17 protein-coding genes and 1 tRNA gene are annotated in these 17,858 nt (G+C 66.2%); 3 read left to right on the top strand and 15 right to left on the bottom strand.

From position 1 onward, the window contains the following. Positions 1-680: 680 nt before the first annotated feature. The 6 genes from glyA to AB0M65_RS32600 all read right to left on the bottom strand — a co-directional run bounded on the left by glyA (position 681) and on the right by AB0M65_RS32600 (position 5,495). On the bottom strand, positions 681-1,949 hold the full coding sequence (glyA, locus tag AB0M65_RS32625; protein ID WP_364036358.1) for a serine hydroxymethyltransferase: 1,269 nt from the start codon (positions 1,947-1,949) through the stop codon (positions 681-683). Between the two features lie 110 nt (positions 1,950-2,059). Next, positions 2,060-2,479, bottom strand: coding sequence for a CGNR zinc finger domain-containing protein (locus AB0M65_RS32620; RefSeq protein WP_364036355.1), 420 nt, complete (start codon positions 2,477-2,479; stop codon positions 2,060-2,062). After that, positions 2,476-2,907 (bottom strand): 50S ribosomal protein L11, encoded by a 432-nt coding sequence (locus AB0M65_RS32615; RefSeq protein ID WP_364036352.1) that lies wholly within the window; start codon positions 2,905-2,907, stop codon positions 2,476-2,478. Before AB0M65_RS32615 ends, AB0M65_RS32620 begins: the two co-directional genes overlap by 4 nt. Positions 2,908-2,941: 34 nt before the next feature. Then, a complete protein-coding gene (locus tag AB0M65_RS32610; protein WP_364036349.1) occupies positions 2,942-3,463 on the bottom strand; it encodes a gamma carbonic anhydrase family protein in 522 nt (173 codons plus the stop codon). Positions 3,464-3,564: 101 nt separating this feature from the next. Next, positions 3,565-4,791: a M14 family metallopeptidase gene (locus AB0M65_RS32605; RefSeq protein ID WP_364036361.1), complete on the bottom strand. Its 1,227-nt coding sequence runs from the start codon at positions 4,789-4,791 to the stop codon at positions 3,565-3,567. A gap of 116 nt (positions 4,792-4,907) precedes the next feature. Beyond that, positions 4,908-5,495, bottom strand: coding sequence for a TetR family transcriptional regulator (locus tag AB0M65_RS32600; RefSeq protein WP_364036346.1), 588 nt, complete (start codon positions 5,493-5,495; stop codon positions 4,908-4,910). A gap of 124 nt (positions 5,496-5,619) precedes the next feature. On the opposite strand from AB0M65_RS32600, the gene AB0M65_RS32595 reads away from it, so the two are divergent. Next, positions 5,620-6,081 carry a GreA/GreB family elongation factor gene (locus AB0M65_RS32595; RefSeq protein ID WP_364036343.1) on the top strand — a complete coding sequence of 154 codons (462 nt, stop codon included), beginning with the start codon at positions 5,620-5,622 and terminating at the stop codon, positions 6,079-6,081. A 483-nt stretch (positions 6,082-6,564) separates the two neighbouring features. Here the strand turns inward: AB0M65_RS32595 and AB0M65_RS32590 are convergent, their stop codons facing one another. Genes AB0M65_RS32590 through AB0M65_RS32570 form a run of 5 tightly spaced genes read right to left on the bottom strand, consistent with a single transcriptional unit; the run spans position 6,565 to position 11,210 of the window. Next, on the bottom strand, positions 6,565-8,052 hold the full coding sequence (locus AB0M65_RS32590) for an NAD(P)/FAD-dependent oxidoreductase (protein WP_364036340.1): 1,488 nt from the start codon (positions 8,050-8,052) through the stop codon (positions 6,565-6,567). Beyond that, positions 8,049-8,534 carry an FAD-dependent oxidoreductase gene (locus AB0M65_RS32585; protein WP_364036337.1) on the bottom strand — a complete coding sequence of 162 codons (486 nt, stop codon included), beginning with the start codon at positions 8,532-8,534 and terminating at the stop codon, positions 8,049-8,051. Before AB0M65_RS32585 ends, AB0M65_RS32590 begins: the two co-directional genes overlap by 4 nt. Beyond that, complete coding sequence (locus AB0M65_RS32580) at positions 8,531-9,460, bottom strand: ferritin-like domain-containing protein (RefSeq protein ID WP_364036334.1); 930 nt, start codon at positions 9,458-9,460, stop codon at positions 8,531-8,533. Before AB0M65_RS32580 ends, AB0M65_RS32585 begins: the two co-directional genes overlap by 4 nt. Then, positions 9,460-10,284, bottom strand: a complete 825-nt coding sequence (locus AB0M65_RS32575) for an SDR family NAD(P)-dependent oxidoreductase (RefSeq protein ID WP_364036331.1) — start codon at positions 10,282-10,284, stop codon at positions 9,460-9,462. The genes AB0M65_RS32580 and AB0M65_RS32575 overlap by 1 nt, the downstream gene beginning before the upstream one ends. Next, positions 10,281-11,210 (bottom strand): alpha/beta hydrolase, encoded by a 930-nt coding sequence (locus AB0M65_RS32570; protein ID WP_364036328.1) that lies wholly within the window; start codon positions 11,208-11,210, stop codon positions 10,281-10,283. The genes AB0M65_RS32575 and AB0M65_RS32570 overlap by 4 nt, the downstream gene beginning before the upstream one ends. Before the next feature lie 44 nt (positions 11,211-11,254). Here AB0M65_RS32570 and AB0M65_RS32565 point away from each other — a divergent pair, with 44 nt between their 5' ends. After that, positions 11,255-11,893 carry a TetR/AcrR family transcriptional regulator gene (locus AB0M65_RS32565; protein ID WP_364036325.1) on the top strand — a complete coding sequence of 213 codons (639 nt, stop codon included), beginning with the start codon at positions 11,255-11,257 and terminating at the stop codon, positions 11,891-11,893. Positions 11,894-12,047: 154 nt separating this feature from the next. On the opposite strand, the gene AB0M65_RS32560 is transcribed toward AB0M65_RS32565, so the two are convergent. The 4 genes from AB0M65_RS32560 to AB0M65_RS32545 form a co-directional block, all read right to left on the bottom strand. Next, positions 12,048-12,560, bottom strand: coding sequence for a hypothetical protein (locus tag AB0M65_RS32560; RefSeq protein ID WP_364036322.1), 513 nt, complete (start codon positions 12,558-12,560; stop codon positions 12,048-12,050). Positions 12,561-12,576: 16 nt separating this feature from the next. After that, the gene (locus tag AB0M65_RS32555) at positions 12,577-14,262 is read right to left on the bottom strand and encodes an alpha/beta hydrolase (RefSeq protein ID WP_364036319.1); all 1,686 of its coding nucleotides are present in this window, start codon (positions 14,260-14,262) and stop codon (positions 12,577-12,579) included. 53 nt (positions 14,263-14,315) lie between these two features. Beyond that, the gene (locus AB0M65_RS32550; protein ID WP_364036316.1) at positions 14,316-14,543 is read right to left on the bottom strand and encodes a hypothetical protein; all 228 of its coding nucleotides are present in this window, start codon (positions 14,541-14,543) and stop codon (positions 14,316-14,318) included. 1,275 nt (positions 14,544-15,818) lie between these two features. Continuing rightward, positions 15,819-15,892: transfer RNA gene (locus tag AB0M65_RS32545), tRNA-Thr, on the bottom strand. A gap of 140 nt (positions 15,893-16,032) precedes the next feature. Here AB0M65_RS32545 and AB0M65_RS32540 point away from each other — a divergent pair. After that, positions 16,033-17,712 carry a hypothetical protein gene (locus AB0M65_RS32540; protein ID WP_364036313.1) on the top strand — a complete coding sequence of 560 codons (1,680 nt, stop codon included), beginning with the start codon at positions 16,033-16,035 and terminating at the stop codon, positions 17,710-17,712. The last annotated feature ends 146 nt before the right edge of the window (positions 17,713-17,858 follow it).

Here is a 17,858-nt window from a genome sequence, read left to right as displayed (position 1 = left end):
CGACTACTTGCGTATCTACGGCGCGTGACCTACGGCGCGTGAAGGACCCCTTCCCTCGGCTCAGCCGAGGAAACTCGACCTTCACACCTTCCGGCAGGTACAGGAAGGCCCCCTTCCTGTACCTAGGCGCAAGCAAGGGGACCTTCCCGTACTTCGAAGCGGCAAGAAAGCACTCCCGAAAGGCCCCTTTAAGACGTCCAACGTCCTAAAGCGCCTCCTGTGGGCACCTCCCGCCAGCCCCCGCCACGCCGAGCGCAAGTAGTCGACTACTTGCGCAAGTACAGGAAGGCCCCCTTCCCGTACCTAGGCGCAAGCAAGGGGGCCTTCATGTACTTCGAAGCGGCAAGAAGGCACTCCCGAAAGGCCCCTTAAGCCGTCCAACGTCCTGAAGCGCCTCCTGTGGACACCTCCCGCCACGCCGAGCGCAAGTAGTCGACTACTTGCGCAAGTACAGGAAGGCCCCCTTCCCGTAACTAGGCGCAAGCAAGGGGACCTTCACGTACTTCGAAGCGGCAAGAAGGCACTCCCGAGAGGCCCCTTCAAGACGTCCAACGTCCTAAAGCGCCCCTTGTGGACACCCCCCGCCACGCCGAGCGCAAGTAGTCGACTACTTGCGCAAGTACAGGAAGGCCCCCTTCCCGTACCTAGGCGCAAGCAAGGGGGCCTTCACGTACTTGGGGCTAGGCCGAGTAGCCCGGGATCGGGAAGGGTGACAGGAATTCGCGGATCTCGGCGGCGATGGTGTCCAAAGCGGACTGTTCCTCGGCCGCCGCGGCGGTGATCGTGCGGTCGATCCACTCCGCCACCTTGACCTGGTGTTCCGGCTTGAGCCCGCGCGTGGTGATCGCGGAGGTGCCGAGCCGGATGCCGGACGGGTCGAACGGTTTGCGCGGGTCGAACGGGACGGTGTTGTAGTTCAGTTCGATCCCGGCGCGGTCGAGTGCCTGCGCGGCGGGCTTGCCCGGCACGTTCTTGTTCGTCAGGTCGATCAGCAGCAGGTGGTTGTCGGTGCCGCCGGACACGAGGTCGTAGCCGCGTTCCACCAAGGCCTCCGCCAACGCCCGCGCGTTGGCGACGATGGCGTGCGCGTAGTCGCGGAACTCGGGCTTCTGCGCCTCGCCGAGCGCCACCGCGATAGCCGCGGTCGTATGGTTGTGCGGGCCGCCCTGCAGGCCGGGGAACACCGCCTTGTCGACGGCTTTCGCGTGGTCGGCGTCGGAAAGGATCATCGCGCCGCGCGGGCCGCGCAACGTTTTGTGCGTGGTCGTGGTGATCACCTGCGCGTACCCGACCGGCGAGGGATGCGCGCCACCGGCGACGAGACCGGCGATATGCGCGATGTCGGCGACCAGGACGGCGTCGACCTCGCGGGCGATTTCCGCGAACACCGCGAAGTCGATGGTGCGCGGGATCGCCGTGCCACCCGCGAAGATCAGCTTCGGCCGGTGCTGCAACGCGAGTTCACGGACCTGGTCGAGGTCGACGCGGCCGGTCTCCTTGCGGACGCCGTAGCGCACCGGCGTGAACCATTTGCCGGTCGCGGACACGCTCCAGCCGTGCGTGAGGTGACCGCCGTCCGGCAGTGCCATGCCGAGCACGGTGTCACCCGGCTTCGCGAAGGCGAGGTACACCGCGAGGTTCGCCGGGGAGCCGGAGTACGGCTGGACGTTGGCGTGGTCGGCGCCGAAGACGGCCTTCGCGCGCTCGATGGCGAGGGTCTCGACCTGGTCGATCAGCTGCTGGCCCTCGTAGTAGCGCTTGCCGGCGTAGCCCTCGGAGTACTTGTTGGTGAGGACGGTGCCGGTCGCTTCCAGCACGGCCTGTGAGACGTAGTTCTCGGACGCGATCAGGCGGATCTTGTCGTGCTGACGCTTCGCCTCGTCCTCGATGAGCCCGGCGATCTCCGGGTCGGCGGCGGCCAGTGCGGACAGTTCTGGCTGGTGTGTCATGGCGTACTCCGGCTCAGGAGTGGCCTTCACCCAGGCGCGCGGTGCCGGCCCGAATTCGCTTCCCGGTGGTGCTCCACCTCAACTGCGCCAGTCGCTGGTGCCCACGGAGCCTAGTGCACCCCGCCGGAGCGGGACTCGGCATGCGGACGATGTTCACTACACCATCGGCGGCTGCAACCCGAGGTGCGATCACAGAACGGCCGTGCGCAGACGGCACACCGCTTGATCCGCCGCCACCCGCCGAACGCGACCAGTTCCGCCAGTCCGGAGGCACCCGCGACCAGGTCGCCGCGGCCCGGCCACGACGTCACCTGCACCACGCGCCAACCGTTTCCGGCTTCGACCAGCCGCGGCGCCGCGCCATTTCCCGCCAGGATCCGGTTGAGCCGTCCGGCGGCCGCGTGCTCGTCAGGCAGTGCCGCCGCCACTCCGGCGAGCCACGGATTTCCTTGCGCCAAAAGCCTTTCCGCGACCTCAAGGGCCGGGTCGAGGTCGCGGAAAGGCGGGACGATCACATGCTTGCGCGTCACGGTTCTTCGATCGCGACGCCCATCGAGCGGGCCGTGCCCGCGATCGTGCGCATGGCCGCGCCGAGGTCGCCGGTGTTGAGGTCCGGCAGTTTCCGCTCGGCGATCCCCCGTAGCTGTTCCTGGCTCAGCTTGCCGGCGACCTCGTGCCCTGGACGGCCGGATCCTTTGCCGCCCAAGGCCTGCTTGATCAGGAACGACGTCGGCGGGGTCTTCAGCCGGAGTTCGAACGAGCGGTCCTCGAACACCGACACGACCACCGGGATGATCTCGCCGCGCTGCGCCGCCGTCGCCGCGTCGTAGGCCTTCTTGACCTCGACGAGGTTCACGCCGGTCTGGCCGAGCGTCTTCCCGAGGTCGACCACCGGAGCGTTGCCGGCGGTCAACTCGAGTGTCGCCTGGTGCGTTTTCTTCTTCGACTTCGGTGCCATGCGACCGAAGCTAGAATCTCCAGTTACTGGAGAGTCAATCGATCGGCTTGATGCTTTCGGCGTGCCTTCGCGCCAGCTGCTGGTAGATCACCGCGTTGTGCTCGACCCACAGCTTCGCGTTGCCGTCGAGCGGGACGTGCTTCTTCGCGGGGCTGCCCATGGCGACGGTCTCGGGCGGGACGACCATCCCCGGCGTCACCGTGGCGCCTGCCGCGACCAGCGCTTTCGCGCCGATCTGCGCCTTGTCGAGCACCGTCGAGCCGTTCCCGATCAGCGCCTGCTCGCCGATCGTGCAGTCGTGCACGAGGCATTGGTGCCCGACGGTGACGTTCTTGCCGACCTCGGTCACGCCGTCGTTGACGTGGATGACCGAGTTGTCCTGGATGTTGGCGCCCTCGCGGATGACGATCTTCCCGAAGTCGGCACGCAGCACGGCGCCGTACCAGACGGAAGCACCCTTCTCGACGACGACGTCGCCGATCAGGGTGGCGGTGGGGGCGATCCACGCTTCGGGATCCACCTGGGGGCGGTGCCCCTCGAATTCGAACAGCGGCATACCCCGCACCCTATGCCGCCCGAGCGCGTGAAGGCCCCCTTCACGCGGCCATGGTCTCGAGTGACCAGCCGAGGGAAGGGGGCCTTCACGCGCTAGTACGGTCAGCCGATGGCGGTGTTCAGCAGGATGTCCACGGCGCGGTCGTTACGCGTGGTCTCCCGGACGATCACCTCGTCGGGTGGGTAGAAACCGGGGTTCGAACCCCGCGGGTACATCTCGAAGGTGAAGCTCAGGATCTTGTGGGTGCCCCACATCCAGTCGTCGATCGTCCCGTCCGTGATGTACAGGTCGCTCGACTGCTGCGGCGTGTAGCCGTTGGTCGCCGCCAGCTGACGGCCCAGCTGCTGGAAGCGCTGCGCCTCGGCCGCCGTCATTCCCGGCGCCGTGTCGTTGTAGGTGAAACCGAACGGCCACAGGACGAGCTCCGAATAGGTGTGGAAGTCGATGCTCGCCTTGATCTGCTGGACGCCGCCGATCTTGCGCGAGTTCACGAAGTTCGACACCGCCTTGGTCTCCGGGGCGGAGAACGCCGAGGGGCCGCGGTAGGTCTCGCTGCCCGTCGAGCCGGAGGAACCGCCGCAGCAGCCCCAGTTGTAGCCCCAGTTGCGGTTGGTGTCCGTACCGTTGCCCTGCCGGTTCTTGCGCCAGTACTTGTAGCTGCCGCCCGAGATGTCGTACTCCGAGCCATCGGGGTTGATGTTCGGGATCACGTAGATCTCGGTGCTGTCGACGAAGCGTTTGATCGCCGGGTCGGTGGCGTAACCCTGGGTGAACCGGTTCACGATCCGCAGGCACATCTCCGTGGTGAGGTGCTCGCGAGCGTGCTGGTTGCAGGTGAAGAGAACCTCGGGTTCGTTCTCGTCGGTGCCGACGTTGTCGCTGATCTTCAGCATGTTCAGCGCACGGTTCTGGTACGAGTTGCCGACGCTGCTCAGCTTCGCGATGGACCCGAAGTTCGTCTGCGCGTTGCGCAGTTCCGTCGTGACCTCGGCGTAGTTGTGGAAGCCGGAGTCGGACGGCGGGAAGTCGTTGATCGCGTTCGTGCCGACCTTCTCCGAGCGGTCGACGACGCCGCGCTGCTCGACGCGGAAGCCGAGCGAGCGGATCTTCGCCGCGTCGGACTCCTCACCGATGATCGTCGTGGTGGAGCCGGAGGTACCGAAGACATCGACGCCCAGCCGGGAGATCTGGGTGCGCTGCTGCGAAGTACCGGTCCCGAAGATCTCGTAGATCTGGACCTGCGCGTCTTCGGCCTGCTGGTCGGCGGTCGCCGGACTCGCGGCGACCGGGATGGCGAACGCCGCGACGGCCGCGATCGCCACGGCCATGCACCGTCTTATGCGCATCGTCGTCTCCTAGCTCTCAGGCAAGGGAAGGGAACCCCACCATGGCCGGAGCCGGACGGACCGAACAATCCGTAACGGTACGGATCTAATACGTATCTCTACCCGTAGTTCGCGAAGCAAAGCGCTTCGATGTCGCCACGCAGCGCGGCGAACGGCCGCCGCCGCACGCGCTGCTGGACGATGGCGCCGAGCAGGTAGGACAGCAGCGCCCTCGCCCGCGCCCGGGGGTCTTCGACGTCGAGTGGCGCGAGCAGTTCCGCGAGCAGTTCGGTGATCGAGGTCAGCATGACGTCGATGGCCTGCGGATGCTGCGCGCGGCCCGCCGCGATCCAGTACTCGAACCAGAGGAAGGCCGCGTTCGGGCGGTCGGCGAACTCGGCGAGGAAGGCCTCCAGCGCGGCGAAGAGCCGCCCGTCCGGGTGATCGTGTTTCTCGGAAATTTTGCGCAAATCGGCGGTGAACGTTGTGATGTGCGCCGCCATCGCCCGGTCGATGAGGACGTCGATGTCCGCGAAGTAGTAATGAATCGCACTTTTAGTGAGCGGTCCGGCGTCCGCGATCGCACGCACGGTGCAGCCCGCGAGCCCGTCCCTGGCGAGCACGACACGCGCCGCTTCGACGATCTGCTCCCGTTTCTGCAGCTGATTGGGGGAAAGCCGCTCGCTGCGGCCGGGCAACACGGTCACGAAGTTCCTTACACCAAGTCGTCAGGACAGTAGCCCTGAAGCTTAGGCCGTCCGTCCCGGCCGATCACAGCGGGTGAAAATATCTAGGTGGCTAGCGGCCGTTCTGTAGCGGACAATGCGCGACATGGTGACCACAGGGGACAACGGGTTCAGCCCGGCGGCACGCCGGCAGCTGGAAAAGGAACTCGCCGATCTGCGTGCGCAACGCGACGCGATGGCGCCGCTCGTCGGCGAGACGGAACGGACCGGCGACGCGGCCGACCAGGCGGAGGTGCTGGACCGCGCGGAGGCCGCCGCCTACCTCGACCGGCGTATCGCCGACGTCGCCGCGAAGCTCGAACACGGCGGGCGTACCAAGGGCCTGCTCCCCGACGGCACCACCGTGACGCTCAGGTTCTCCGACGGTGACGAGGACGAGCTCCACATCGTCACGATCCCGGGTGAGGACGCCGACGCGTTCACGGTCACCTCGGACAGCCCGCTCGGCCTCGCGCTCGTGGGCGCCAAGGAGGGCGATGAGATCAAGTACCGGACGCCGCGCGGCGAGACCTCCGCGACCGTCGTCACCCTGAAGCCCCCTGCCTGACGTCGGTCCCTCAGCTCCGCCGGAATGTCATGAAAGGGTCTTTCAGGACACTTTTCGTCCTGAAAGACCCTTTCATGACACCCGGCCGCCCCGCCGCCTTCACGCACCCGGACGGCACAGAACCGGATTCGCCGGTTCGGCGCACGGCCGGTGCCTCTCGGCAGGTCGATCACCCCGACCGGCCGCTCGGGATTCTCGTTGACCGCGCCGAAGCCCGAGTCCTCGCCGAAACACTCGTAGAGATGCGGCGAACTGAGTTCGGTCACCACCATTCCGGCGACGGTGCGGCCGGGGAACTTCACGCGGACGCCGACCCGGTCGTTCTCGTGCTGCAATTGCGCGAGCGCGTCGGCCGTCGGTGCGAACCCGCGTGCGGACGCCGTCGGGGTGTCCAGGACGTCCCAGGGAAAGCCTTCCAAGACCCAGCCTCCGCGTCGGTGGAGAACCTCTTCACAGAGCGGGTCGGCGGACTTCAGCCAGTGTTCACCGGCCGTCCGCGAAGGCGTAGTCGTCGAGGTCGAAGAACCGGCTCGTGACCATCGTTTCCAGGGTGGGCGAGGCGCGGAAAGGCACGTCTCCGTTCGCGTCGAAGTAGTAGGAATTGGCCAGCGAGCAGCTGTCCTGGAAGAACACCTGGTGCTTGCGGCGGTCCAGCATGCGCTGGAAGTACTTGTCGTTGGCCTCGGCCGTGACCTCGACCCTGGTCGCGCCGGTTTTGCGCGCGTTGCGCAGGCACCGCACGATATGCGCGGTCTGCGTCTCGATCAGATTGAAGTACGAGGAACCGTTGTAGCCGTACGGGCCGAGGATGCTGAAGAAGTTCGGGAAGCCGGGCACGCTCACGCCCTGGTACGCGTGGAACCGGTTCTCCTCCCAGAACTTCTCCAGATCGATGCCACCCGAACCGCGCACGGTGAACGCGGGCATGTTGCCCTTCTCGAAGACCTTGAACCCGGTCGCCAGCACCAGGACGTCGACCGGATGCTCGGTGCCCTCGGTGGTGCGCACGCCCGATTCGGTGATCGCGTCGATGCCCGTGGTCTCCAGCGTGACGTCTTCGCGGTTGAACGTCTGCAGGTACTCGTTCGAGAAGCTCGGCCGCTTGCAGCCCAAGGCATAACGCGGCGTGAGCTTCTCGCGAGTCTCGGGGTCCTTCACGGCCCGGCGCAGGTGGGCCAACCCGATCCGCTCGCCCGCACCGGCGGTCGGGAGGAGCTTGTGGAAGTGCGCGGCCAGCGGGAAGGTCAGCTCGACCAGGGCCTGGCTGGCCAGCCGGGACAGGCGTTTCACGCCGGGCAGCCGTCGCAACGCGAGCCTCGCCGTCCGCGGCAGGGCGGCGTCCGGTTTGGGCAGGCACCAGATCGGCGTCCGCTGGAACACCGTCAGATGCCCGGCCTCCGGCGCGATGGACGGGATGACCTGGACCGCTGATGCCCCGGTGCCGACGACCGCGACGCGTTTGCCACGCAGCTCGACGCCGTGATCCCAGCGGGCGGTGTGCATGATCGTGCCGCGGAAGTCGGCGAGACCGTCGATGTGCGGCGGTTTCGGCTGGGTGAGCACACCGGTGGCACCCACGACGAACCGTGCGGTCGTCGACCAGCCGTCGGCGGTTTCGAGGCGCCACAAGTGTGTTTCGTCGTCGAAGAGCGCGGCGACGACCTTGGCGCCGAAGCGGGTGCGACGGCGGATGTCGTACTTGTCGACGCAGTAGTCGGCGTAAGCCTTCAGTTCGCGGCCCGGCGCGTAGACCCGCGACCAGCCGGAGATCTGTTCGAACGAGAACTGGTAACTGAACGACGGGATGTCGACGGCGACACCCGGATAGGTGTTCCAATGCCAGGCCCCGCCGACGCCGTCGCCCTCCTCCAGCATGAGGAAGTCGCCGAAACCGGCTTTCTGCAACAGGATCGCGGCGCCGATACCGGAGAAGCCTCCGCCGATGATCGCGATCTCGTGGTCGGGGGTCATCCGGTACGTCCTTCCGGGGCGAAGTGGGAACTGGCGCCGAGCACGACGACGTCGGCGCGATGCTCGATGCCTTCGGCGGTGCGGATTCCGTTGGGGGCGAAGGCGTAGACCGGCCAAGTGATGAGTTTGCAGCCCGGCCGCTTGAGCGCGCCGTAGTAGCCGAGGCCGAGTGCGGTCTTCCGCGAGCCGAACCGGCGGTCCGGCGTCAGCAGCCTGCGGATCCACGGGTCCTTCACCTGCCAGCGCAGGAAAACGCGGGCGACGGCGACCCCGACGACGCTCGGGCCGGGGACGGGCATCGGCACCACCCAGTCCGGCTCCTCCTGGAACACCTTCACCGAAAGCGCGGTGGCCGCCACTTCGGGCACAATCTGTGCGGCCTCGCGGCCTGGCGCGACGACGGCGACCCGCTGGCCGGCGAAGTCGTGGCCGAACCACTCGGTGCCACGCAGGACCTCGCCGCGGAATTCACCCAGCGTCATGACGCGACCGGTTCGTGGGTGATCTCCTCGGTCCACGACTGCGGTTTACCCAGCAGTTTCGCGGGGATCAGGCGGGTCGCCTTCACCATCGGGTCGGCGAGAAAGCGGTGGTAGACATGCGAACGGTCGACGATCATCGCCGCCTGCGCCTTCAACACGTGATACGCCGGGATCCGCTTCGTGAACTCGCCGCGGCCGCCGATGGTGGAGAACCGTTTCACCGCGTTGTACAGCTTCTTCTCCGGCAGGCCCATCGCGACGATGTTGTCGCGCATCTTGTTGATCAGCGGGACGAACACCACGATCAAGCCGAGGACGATCTGCGGTTTGAGCGAACCGATGGATTCGGTGAGCAACTTGTGCGTCGGCCCGGCGCCGATCAGTTCCAGTACCTCGAAATCGGCGGTGATATGCCGTGCTTCGTCGGAGTTGATATGCCGGAACACCTGATGGCACACCGGATCGGAGACCTCTTCCAGCAGGAACTTCACCAGCGCCCCGTCCAGCGCGCACTCCAGCAGCGGGATGAGTGTGGCCAGCGCCGTCAGCGGCAGCGTGTCACCGAAGTCGTCGAGCACCTTGATGGCGAGTTTGACGTTGATGTTCGGCTCGGGCATCGAGCCGTCCTCGTCGAGCATGCCCCAGCGTTTCATCAGAGCGAGTTCGGCGTTGGCGTGCTTCTGTTCCTCGGCGTGGAAATACCGGTAGATCTCCTGGATCTCCGGCGTCGGCGCCTTCTTGGCCAGCGAGGCGAACCCGCGGGCGCCGACATGCTCGATCCACACCAGATCGGCCATGAACGGCCGCATCTTGGCGCGAAGTTCGTTAGTCATCGTCTCCGCGCCCGGCGCGTCCCAGTCGATGTCGGCCAGCGACCACTGTTTGTCCTTGATGGTCTGGAGCATCGCGGCGAAGTCGTAGGCCATCACTTCTCCTTTCCAGCCGGCAGGAACCGGCCGAGCAGACCGGCGATCCGCGTGTACGGGACGGGCATGAAACGCTTGGCATGCCAGAGAAGCTGAGCGTCGGGCTGCGGGACGACGTACAGGCGTCCGCGATCGTGGGCGTCCAGCGTCATCCGCGCGACGCGCTCCGGCGAGAACCCGACCAGGCCGGAGACCCGTTCCGCGAGGCCACGCGCGGCGTCGTCGATGAGTTTACCGCCGAAGATGTTGGTGCGGACGAAGGTCGGGCACAGCACGGTCACCGCGACACCGGTGCCGGACAGTTCGGCGGAGAGGGTCTCCGAAAGGCTGACGACGCCCGCCTTGCTGACGTTGTAGGCGGCCATCCTCGGCGCGGCGGTGAAGCCGGCGGCCGAGGCGACGTTGATGACGCCGCCTTTCTTCGCCTCCCGCATCGCGGGCACGAAGGTGTGGCAGCCGTGGATCACACCCCAGAGGTTGATGCCGAGGGTTCGTTGCCAGTCGGACAGCGGGCTCTCCCCCACGACCTTGCCGCCGGCGCCGATCCCGGCGTTGTTGACGACGAGGTCCGGGTCGCGGCCGAGCCAGGATCGGGCCCGGTTCGCGAGTTCGGCGACTTCCTCCACAGTGGACACATCGCAGGCGACGGCGACCGCTTCACCTTTGCTTTCGAGCTCCGCCACGGTCTCTTCGGCGGACGCGAGGTCGATGTCGGCACAGACGACCCGGCCACCACGCCGGACGAGTTCCGCCGCGATCGCCTTCCCGATTCCGCTGCCCGCTCCGGTGACGACGGCGTGCGTGTCGTGGGTTCGTTTGCTCACGATGCCTTCCTCAGGGTCGCCGGGAGGTTGTCCGTCAGGAATCGGCAGGCCCGCTCCATCGCGGGCGCGGCCTCCGGGATGAACCGGGTCAGTGCCTGGAAGACGTGCATCTGGCCGGGGACGACGTCGAGTTCGCAGTCCGCTCCCGCGCGGCGCAGCGCCCTGGCCAGTTCGATGGCGTCGGCGGCGAGCATCTCGCGACCACCCGCCTGGATGATCGTCGGCGGGAAGCCGGTGATGTCGTCGAAGGCGAAGCGCAACCTCGTGGACGCGAGGTCGGCGTCCACTGTGTACAGACCGATGAGCCGGGCGGCCGCGGCGGCGGAGATCATCGGGTCCGGGCTCATCCGTTCTCGCTGCGCGGCCAGGGAGAACGTCACGTCGAACAACGGCGAGAAGAGCGCGAGCGCGGCTGGCGGCTTTTTACGTTCCCGGATCAACTGCGCGGCGAGGTCGACCGCGAGATGCCCGCCCGCGGAGTCACCTGCGACGAGAATCCGTTCATATCCCTGGTCGACGAGCCGGCCGTAGGCCGCGCGGACGTCGTCGGCCGCGTTGGGGAACCGGTGCCGGGGCGCGAGCCGGTACTCGCAGGCGAAGACCGGCAGCCCGGTCCCGGCGGAGACGCGGGTGGTCAGGCCGCGGTGGGTCCGGGCCGAGCAAAGCGCGTAACCGCTGCCGTGGATGTACAGGACGACGCTGTCGCCGTCACCGACTTCGGGACCGCGGACCCACTCTCCACGTGTCCCTGGCTCGATCCGGCTTCCCTTGAGCGGCGGCGAAGCCAGCCACAGACCGCTCGCGATGAAGCCGCGGGAAAACGCGATGCCGGCACGGTTGGCCGGGATCGCCGAGGCGATCGGCCGCACGAAGACGGACGTCAGCGCTGCTGCCAACGTGGGTCGCAGGCCATTCTGCGGTCGCATGCCCTCAGAATGAATCTGAGGGCACCTGCTGTCAAGATGGAGAGGTGACCGCGTCCCGCCGCTACAGCGGCAAAACCGCCGACGAGCGCCGAGCCGAACGGCGGCTCGCCCTGCTCGGCGCCGCACTGGACATCTGGCAGGAACAGGGCTGGGCGGCGGTCACCATGCGCGGCGTCTGCGCGCGAGCGAACCTGACCGACCGGTACTTCTACGAAAGCTTCGCCAACCGCGACGCGATGCTCGCCACCGCTTGGGAACAGGTCCGCGACGAGACCCTTCGCATGGTTCTGGACGCCGTCGCTTCCCGGATCGAAAGCCCCGCCCTGGAGCAGCTTCGCGCCGCCGTGGACGTCGTCGTGCACCACGTCCAGGAGGAGCCGGCGCGTGCGCAGATCCTGTTCGGCGACCACTCGGGCAGCGCGGTACTGGAGCAACTGCGGCGGCAGACCGTCCAGGAGACCACCGGCCTGCTCATCGAACTCGCGCGACCACATCTGAAGCCGGACGTGGACGGGCTGGAGTTCCGGGTCAACGTCCTCTTGGGCATCGGCGGCTTCGTGGAGATCATGCTCGCGTGGCGCTCCGGACTGCTCGACGCCGACGCGGACACCCTCGTCGATCACCTCACCGGAGTGGGCACTTCGCTGTCGCGGATGTTCCTGGACGGCGACACCAACGGGTGAACTTTGCGACCGGATCCGCGGACTGCCCCGTAAACGGATCAGGGCCCCATCCGGTGTGACCGAATGGGGCCCTGACCTGTGGAGCCGCCTAGGGGAATCGAACCCCTGACCTATTCATTACGAGTGAATCGGTCCGCTCTACTGCATCAGCGCTTTAGTTGGCCGACTCCGGAGTGCCGTTTCGCCACACGCAAGGAGAGGACGTATTCAGATACAGCTGACCCACATTATTTGACCGTAACGACATTGTGAACCCGTCTGCCTTGTTCTCTGCTGCGACCGTGCGATCCGCTCCGCGCGCGGAATCGGTGGATACAGCGAATCCATTTTGCCCCCACCAAGCCTGTATGGCTTCGAACTGCTGGGGGAACTGGTCAACCGAAGGACCCATAACCTGGTACCCACGTGATGCGACGAGGCGCCCCTTCGGGCCGTTATCTGTCGGATCATCGCACGGCGAATCTTTGAACTGGGACTGTAACCTGAGCTCGGCTGATACTGGGAAAGCCGCCCGCGCGCGCTCGGCGTAGTCCTCCACGCGCTGGTTCGCTTCCTGAATGGTGATGGTGTTCTTCATCGCGGTGTCCTTTGGTTGGTCGCCCGTTCCGCACGAGGTTGCGAAGAGAACGGTCAGACCGGCGAGGAGCGCCAGATTGAGCTTCCGCATGTCAGAGTAACGCTCCTCAGTAGGTCGGTTGTCCGGCAATGATGTTGCCCATGTTCTGCAACGACGCGGTATTCTCCCCCGTTGGTGTCACATTCCAATACGCGCTGTGAGCTGCCTCGCTGTTACCCAGAACCCACCCTCGTGCACCGGGGTCTGACGTAAATGTTCGGCCGCCGAATTCTGGGTCTGTGGGGTCAGGTCCGAGGGGGTCGAGGGGATCGCCGTGCCCTTCGACGCGTGGGAAGTTGGTGATGTTGATCGCGTCGTTCGCGGCCGTCGTGGAGTACACGTGGTCGGGTGGGATGTTGAGTTGGCTCGCGTGATCGACGCCGACGCCGGGGCTGGCAACAAGCACGATGTCGTCGACAGCAAGATGCTCGTCTCTAGCAGCGTATCCGACGAGCGTTGTCCCGTAGCTATGGCCGAGAACGGTGTTGTGTGAAGGGGCGCCTTGATGGCTTTCCCTCAGTCCGTCCTGGAAGCTGTCGAGCGCACGTTTACCGTTGTCGGCGTAGGTGTCGTTCGCTGCGTCCATGAGTCCTGGCGGCGCGTCATACCCGAGCCATGTGATCACCGAGAGCGATTGGGCTCCAGCTTGCTGCGCGGCGTTGACCATGAGGTCTGCGCGCCCGAGGTCACCGTTGACCTTGGAAAGCTCCGATCCAGTACCGGGAACATAAGTCGCGACATGTTGCGCCGTATCGGGATTACCCATCGCGACAACCGCACGCCCCGAGCCCGCGTCGTCGATGCGCAATACATACGGCCGTTGCTTGGTGGGGTCAAAGTTCGGGCTGCTGGGATCGCTCATCGACAACCGGCTCTCGACGTCGTTGAGCCCGCGAAGCTTGCCGTCGAGCTTGTCCAAGTCTGACTTGAGTGCATCGAACTCACGCTGGTCGTTGAGCTTGATCTCGCCGGCTCCGGTCCGGGGAAACTCGTTGATCTTCCGCTGTAGCTCGTCGCGCTCATGCCGCAACCTTGACTGTTGACGGTCCAACAGCTCACGGTTGGCGATATCGCGTTGCTGTGCGGAGAAGCCGTCTCGTGGTCCGACAAGGTCCGGCCGGTCCATCGCCAACCGGGTCCGTTGCCCTTCGCTCAAGGTCGCCCAGTAAGCGGCGTTCTGCGCCGCCGTCGCTCCCTCAGGCGGTGGTGCCGGGATAGTGAGCGAACCCATGGCGGCACCGGAGTTGCCAGCCGCGGCGAGGGATGTGTTCTCGTTGTCGTTGCCCGTCGCGTCGATGGTTTGCCCGGACACGATCCGGTCAAGCACGAGACAGAAGTCATCGTCGATGTCGGTCGCGCTCTTAAGGACCTCGGAGACACGATCACGCAGTTCCGCTGCGATCGTCGCCCGTTCGCGGGCGACGGCTTCCTTCTGACCCTCCGGGGTGTCTGGAGGCAGACCGTTGTCGATGACCGCCCCGTCATCACCGATGGTGAAGTGATGCGCACGGGCGAGCCCCTCGACCTCCTTGACACCGTTCTTGACACCACTAATCGCATCCCCGACATCCCCCGCGCTGCGACGCAACGAGGCGACCTCGGCGGCGTATTCCTCCAGGCCGTCGATGACCTGATTGACCTCGTTCGCGGCGGCGCCGGCGGCCTCGCCGTGCCAACCCTCGGCCGTGTTGATACCGCGCAAGTCGTCCGAACACGCAACGACCTTGTTGTACGCGGAGTTGACCTCACCCACCGCGCTTTGCAGGGGCGCGGAATCCCACCGTGTGACCTGAGCCCAAGTAACCATCAGACCGGCTTCCGCCCACCCGTCGGCCGCACCGGGATAGCCAGATCCGCCGTCGCCGCATCCTCCCGACTGCTGTAAAGGTCGGCCGCCTTCGTCATGCTCGACGCATGCGCATCGAGACGCCGCTCATACCCGAGCTCACGGTCCCGTAACGCCTGCTTGACCGCAGCGAGCTTGCCGACACACCGCGCTCCCGGCATACCGGCATCCCCAACCGGCACCGTCACCGAGCACCTCGCACCACGCAACCCCTCCGCGACCCGCGTTGCTGCTCGCCCAGTCCCTCTGATCTTCTCGATCACCACGTCATAACCAGCCACGAGCCCTCCCCTGCTCCCGTAGTCAAGTAATCACACTACGGGAGCAGAACAGACCGATTCAACAAACCATGAGGCTCGACGCCGTCTGCTCATAGAGGCGACTACGAGGACCGATACCGCGCCCAGGTGGTCGAACGTGACCTGGACAGAACCCGCGAGACGTTGCGCAAGGTCGGCATCGGCAACCTGCATCTACCAAGCCATCCCAGAGAAGAAAACAGGACGGAAGAGTAACCAGATGAAGGCTGGAAGCGTTACCCGAAGATGCGCTTGCCGGGATCCAAAACCGCCAACCAGTACGGAAATCCTGCCCCAACACCAGAAAGAAGGGACACGGAACGTGGGCGGTCGGGCGAGAAAAGAGGCGCCTGCACTCCGGTCAGGACCTCAACAACAGGACCACCGTCGGCGAGCGGATCGACGTGTGACTCAAAGGCAAGACGACCCGCACGTCGACCACCTACAGCTACGGATCCGCGATCAGGGTGCATCTGGAACCGCGCTGGCCCTACCGGCTACGGGACAGCCACTCAACGAAATGTTCGCGGCAATCGATGAAACCAACGATCTCGGGCAGAACAGCGAGCATTGCGCGCTCAGCTACGCGAGATGCCACCGTTCCGGAGAACCACCGGTCCAACCGGACAGCTGCGAACACTTGCCATGATTCGTGCGGCTCAACCAGCGTCCCAAGGCACTCGGGTGGGAGCCTGAGCACATCGAGCTTTGGGAGCAGACCGGCGAGAAGCAGCTCGTCCAGACGGCTGGACCACCACGATTGACGAGTCGGCACCCAAGACCGACAGCGGCGCTCGCGTGGTCGCACTCGACAAAGCCACGGGACCGGCTTGGGTGGACTCTGGCTGAGTCTTCACCACTGACAACGGCTCGTAGCTGCATCCTGGCAAGCTCTCCGAGGCTTACGAGCGACTCGTCAAGTCTTCAGGGTGCCGCCGATCCGACTGCATGACCTGCGCTACGAAGCGGCCACGTTGGCGCTTGCGTCTTGCCTCAAGTCGCGCGCGACGCGGCCGAGGCGGCGGCTCAGCTCGCCCCCCGAAAGGGTGAAACTGGAGCCCATGGGCTCACCTCGGGAACACCGAAGCTACGCGCAGCTTCTCGGGAGCCAACGCAAGATCCCGAAAAACAACAAACCCCCTGCTAGGAGGGGGTTTGTCTGTGAGCCGCCTAGGGGAATCGAACCCCTGACCTATTCATTACGAGTGAATCGCTCTGGCCGACTGAGCTAAGGCGGCAGACATCGGGCTCTCACCCGATGACGGTGACCAGTGTAGCGGAGGGGTTGAACGTCACCTTCCGGGGTCACCGTCGTTAGGGCCCTATGACGCCGGTCTCAATCTCCCAGGACCGGCCATCCCCACTGGAGGACCTGTTCATGCGGCAACGACTGCCCCGTGTGCTGGCGCTTCCGGCCGCCGCGGCCCTGCTTTTGCTGACCGCGGCTCCGGCGACCGCCCAGACGATGCCGACCACGCCGATCCCCGATCCGGCCCATCCGGGGCAGCCGCCGATGTCCGCGCCGATCGGACCCCAGCCACTCGGGCGCGCGGTCGGCGACGCGGGGGCGGCGCTCGGTGTGCTGCGGCTGCTGCCCAACGCCGTGCCGACCAGCGCGATCCTGCCCGGCGCGGGCGAGATGCTGCCGAAGCAGTCCGCGCTCGAAGCCGGGATGGGGCTTTCCAGCGCGCAGGCCAACTCCGAGGCTTACCTGAACTACGAGAAGTCGATCGCGCAGTCGTCGCCGTTCGGCCTGTCGGCCGCGGGCAACGCGCCGCAGACGCCGGGCAGCCTCGTGCAGACGGCGCTGCCGGACAACCCGAAGCCGATCAGCGGCGGCCTCAACGCGCCGAAGAACCCGCTGTTCAACCTCGGCCTGCTGAACGGCGAGGCGCACGCGCGCTGGAGCCCGACGCTCGGGCCGTGTGTCGGCACGATCGCCGACTCGAGCACGTCGATCGCGAACCTCTCGCTGCTGCCGACCATCCCGAACATCCCGGGTGCCGAGCAGCTGACCGCGGCGAGCGACCAGCTCAAGGCCGGTCTCGCCGGACTGCCCGGACCGCTGGCGAGCCTTGGCGGCCTGCTCTCCGGCGCCAGTGCCGGCGGTGACGGCAAGGGCGCGGTGCTGAGCCTGCCGAACACGCTGTCGTCGCGGTCGACCGTGCGGCTGGTCGACATCCCCGGGTCGAAGAACAAGGCCGTCGAATCGACGTCGACCCTGCAGGCGGCCAGCATCGAGCTGCTGAAGGGCACGCCGCTGGGCCTGACGATCAAGGTCGCCAGCCAGCCGACGCTGCGGGTCACGTCGACCGGTGACAAGAAGACGTCGAAGGTCGAGTACTCGGCGCCGGTTCTGCAGATCCTGCGCGGCGACAAGGTGCTGTTCACCCTTGACGCGAACAACCCGACCAAGGACATCCCGATCGGTATCCCGCTGCCGACGCTCAAGCAGGTGCCGGGCTTCGAGCAGCTGAAGAACGTGCCGGTCATCGGCGGGCTCGCCGAAATGCTCGACGGTGCCACGAAGCAGCTTCCGGGCGGCGAAGCCGGGAACGGCCTCACCCTCGACCTCGGCGTGCTGAAGCTGTCGATCGCCGGGCTGAACCAGAAGTCGAGCACCATGACGTCACCGTTCAAGGGCTTCCAGATGGGTGCTTCGGCGCGGCTGCTGGACCTGCAGATCCTGCCGACGACAGCACTGCAGAAGGCGCTGCCGCCGGAGGCCGCGAAGAACCTGCCGTCGTCGCTGGCGCAGGTCTCGCTTGGCGAGCAGATCGCGCGTGCCTACACGCCGGCCGGTGGGGTCGAATGCGGTACGACGACTCCGCCGCCCGCGGGTCACAACGGTGGCGCGGCGCCGAAGAGCCCGGTCAAAAACCTGGCCTACACCAACGCCGCCTACGACACGGTGCCGATGTTCTGGTCCGGGACCGCGATGCTGCTGATCGGCGTCGTTCTCGTGGCCGCGATGCCGGGACGGCGACGGCTCTCGGTGGTGCCCATCTCCCCGAAGGACTCGCCGGGCTTCAAGCCTTCGCCGAAGCCTCGGGACTAGACGGGACGAGGAACGGTCCTTTCACGCCTTGCTCCCGCATGGGAGGCCCGTTCGTGTCGCTCTCTCTCGCCTGACCACGTGTCATGAGGGGTCCCCATAGGACGCATTTAGTAGTATGGGGGGGGCGCATTACGTTTACGGGGTGC

Origin of the sequence: Amycolatopsis sp. NPDC051071 (assembly GCF_040682875.1) — a bacterium.
GTDB lineage: Bacteria > Actinomycetota > Actinomycetes > Mycobacteriales > Pseudonocardiaceae > Amycolatopsis.
This window is presented reverse-complemented; position numbering and strand designations above follow the sequence as displayed.

Excerpts from the sequence above, each read along its gene's own strand:
- AB0M65_RS32590 (WP_364036340.1), bottom strand. The coding sequence starts at position 8,052 with ATGACCCCCGACCACGAGATCGCGATCATCGGCGGAGGCTTCTCCGGT.
- AB0M65_RS32605 (WP_364036361.1), bottom strand. The coding sequence starts at position 4,791 with ATGGCCGTGGCGATCGCGGCCGTCGCGGCGTTCGCCATCCCGGTCGCC.
- AB0M65_RS32615 (WP_364036352.1), bottom strand. The coding sequence starts at position 2,907 with ATGGCACCGAAGTCGAAGAAGAAAACGCACCAGGCGACACTCGAGTTG.
- AB0M65_RS32595 (WP_364036343.1), top strand. The coding sequence starts at position 5,620 with ATGGTGACCACAGGGGACAACGGGTTCAGCCCGGCGGCACGCCGGCAG.
- AB0M65_RS32560 (WP_364036322.1), bottom strand. The coding sequence starts at position 12,560 with ATGCGGAAGCTCAATCTGGCGCTCCTCGCCGGTCTGACCGTTCTCTTC.
- AB0M65_RS32540 (WP_364036313.1), top strand. The coding sequence starts at position 16,033 with ATGCGGCAACGACTGCCCCGTGTGCTGGCGCTTCCGGCCGCCGCGGCC.
- AB0M65_RS32585 (WP_364036337.1), bottom strand. The coding sequence starts at position 8,534 with ATGACGCTGGGTGAATTCCGCGGCGAGGTCCTGCGTGGCACCGAGTGG.
- AB0M65_RS32610 (WP_364036349.1), bottom strand. The coding sequence starts at position 3,463 with ATGCCGCTGTTCGAATTCGAGGGGCACCGCCCCCAGGTGGATCCCGAA.
- AB0M65_RS32580 (WP_364036334.1), bottom strand. The coding sequence starts at position 9,460 with ATGGCCTACGACTTCGCCGCGATGCTCCAGACCATCAAGGACAAACAG.
- AB0M65_RS32570 (WP_364036328.1), bottom strand. The coding sequence starts at position 11,210 with ATGCGACCGCAGAATGGCCTGCGACCCACGTTGGCAGCAGCGCTGACG.
- glyA (WP_364036358.1), bottom strand. The coding sequence starts at position 1,949 with ATGACACACCAGCCAGAACTGTCCGCACTGGCCGCCGCCGACCCGGAG.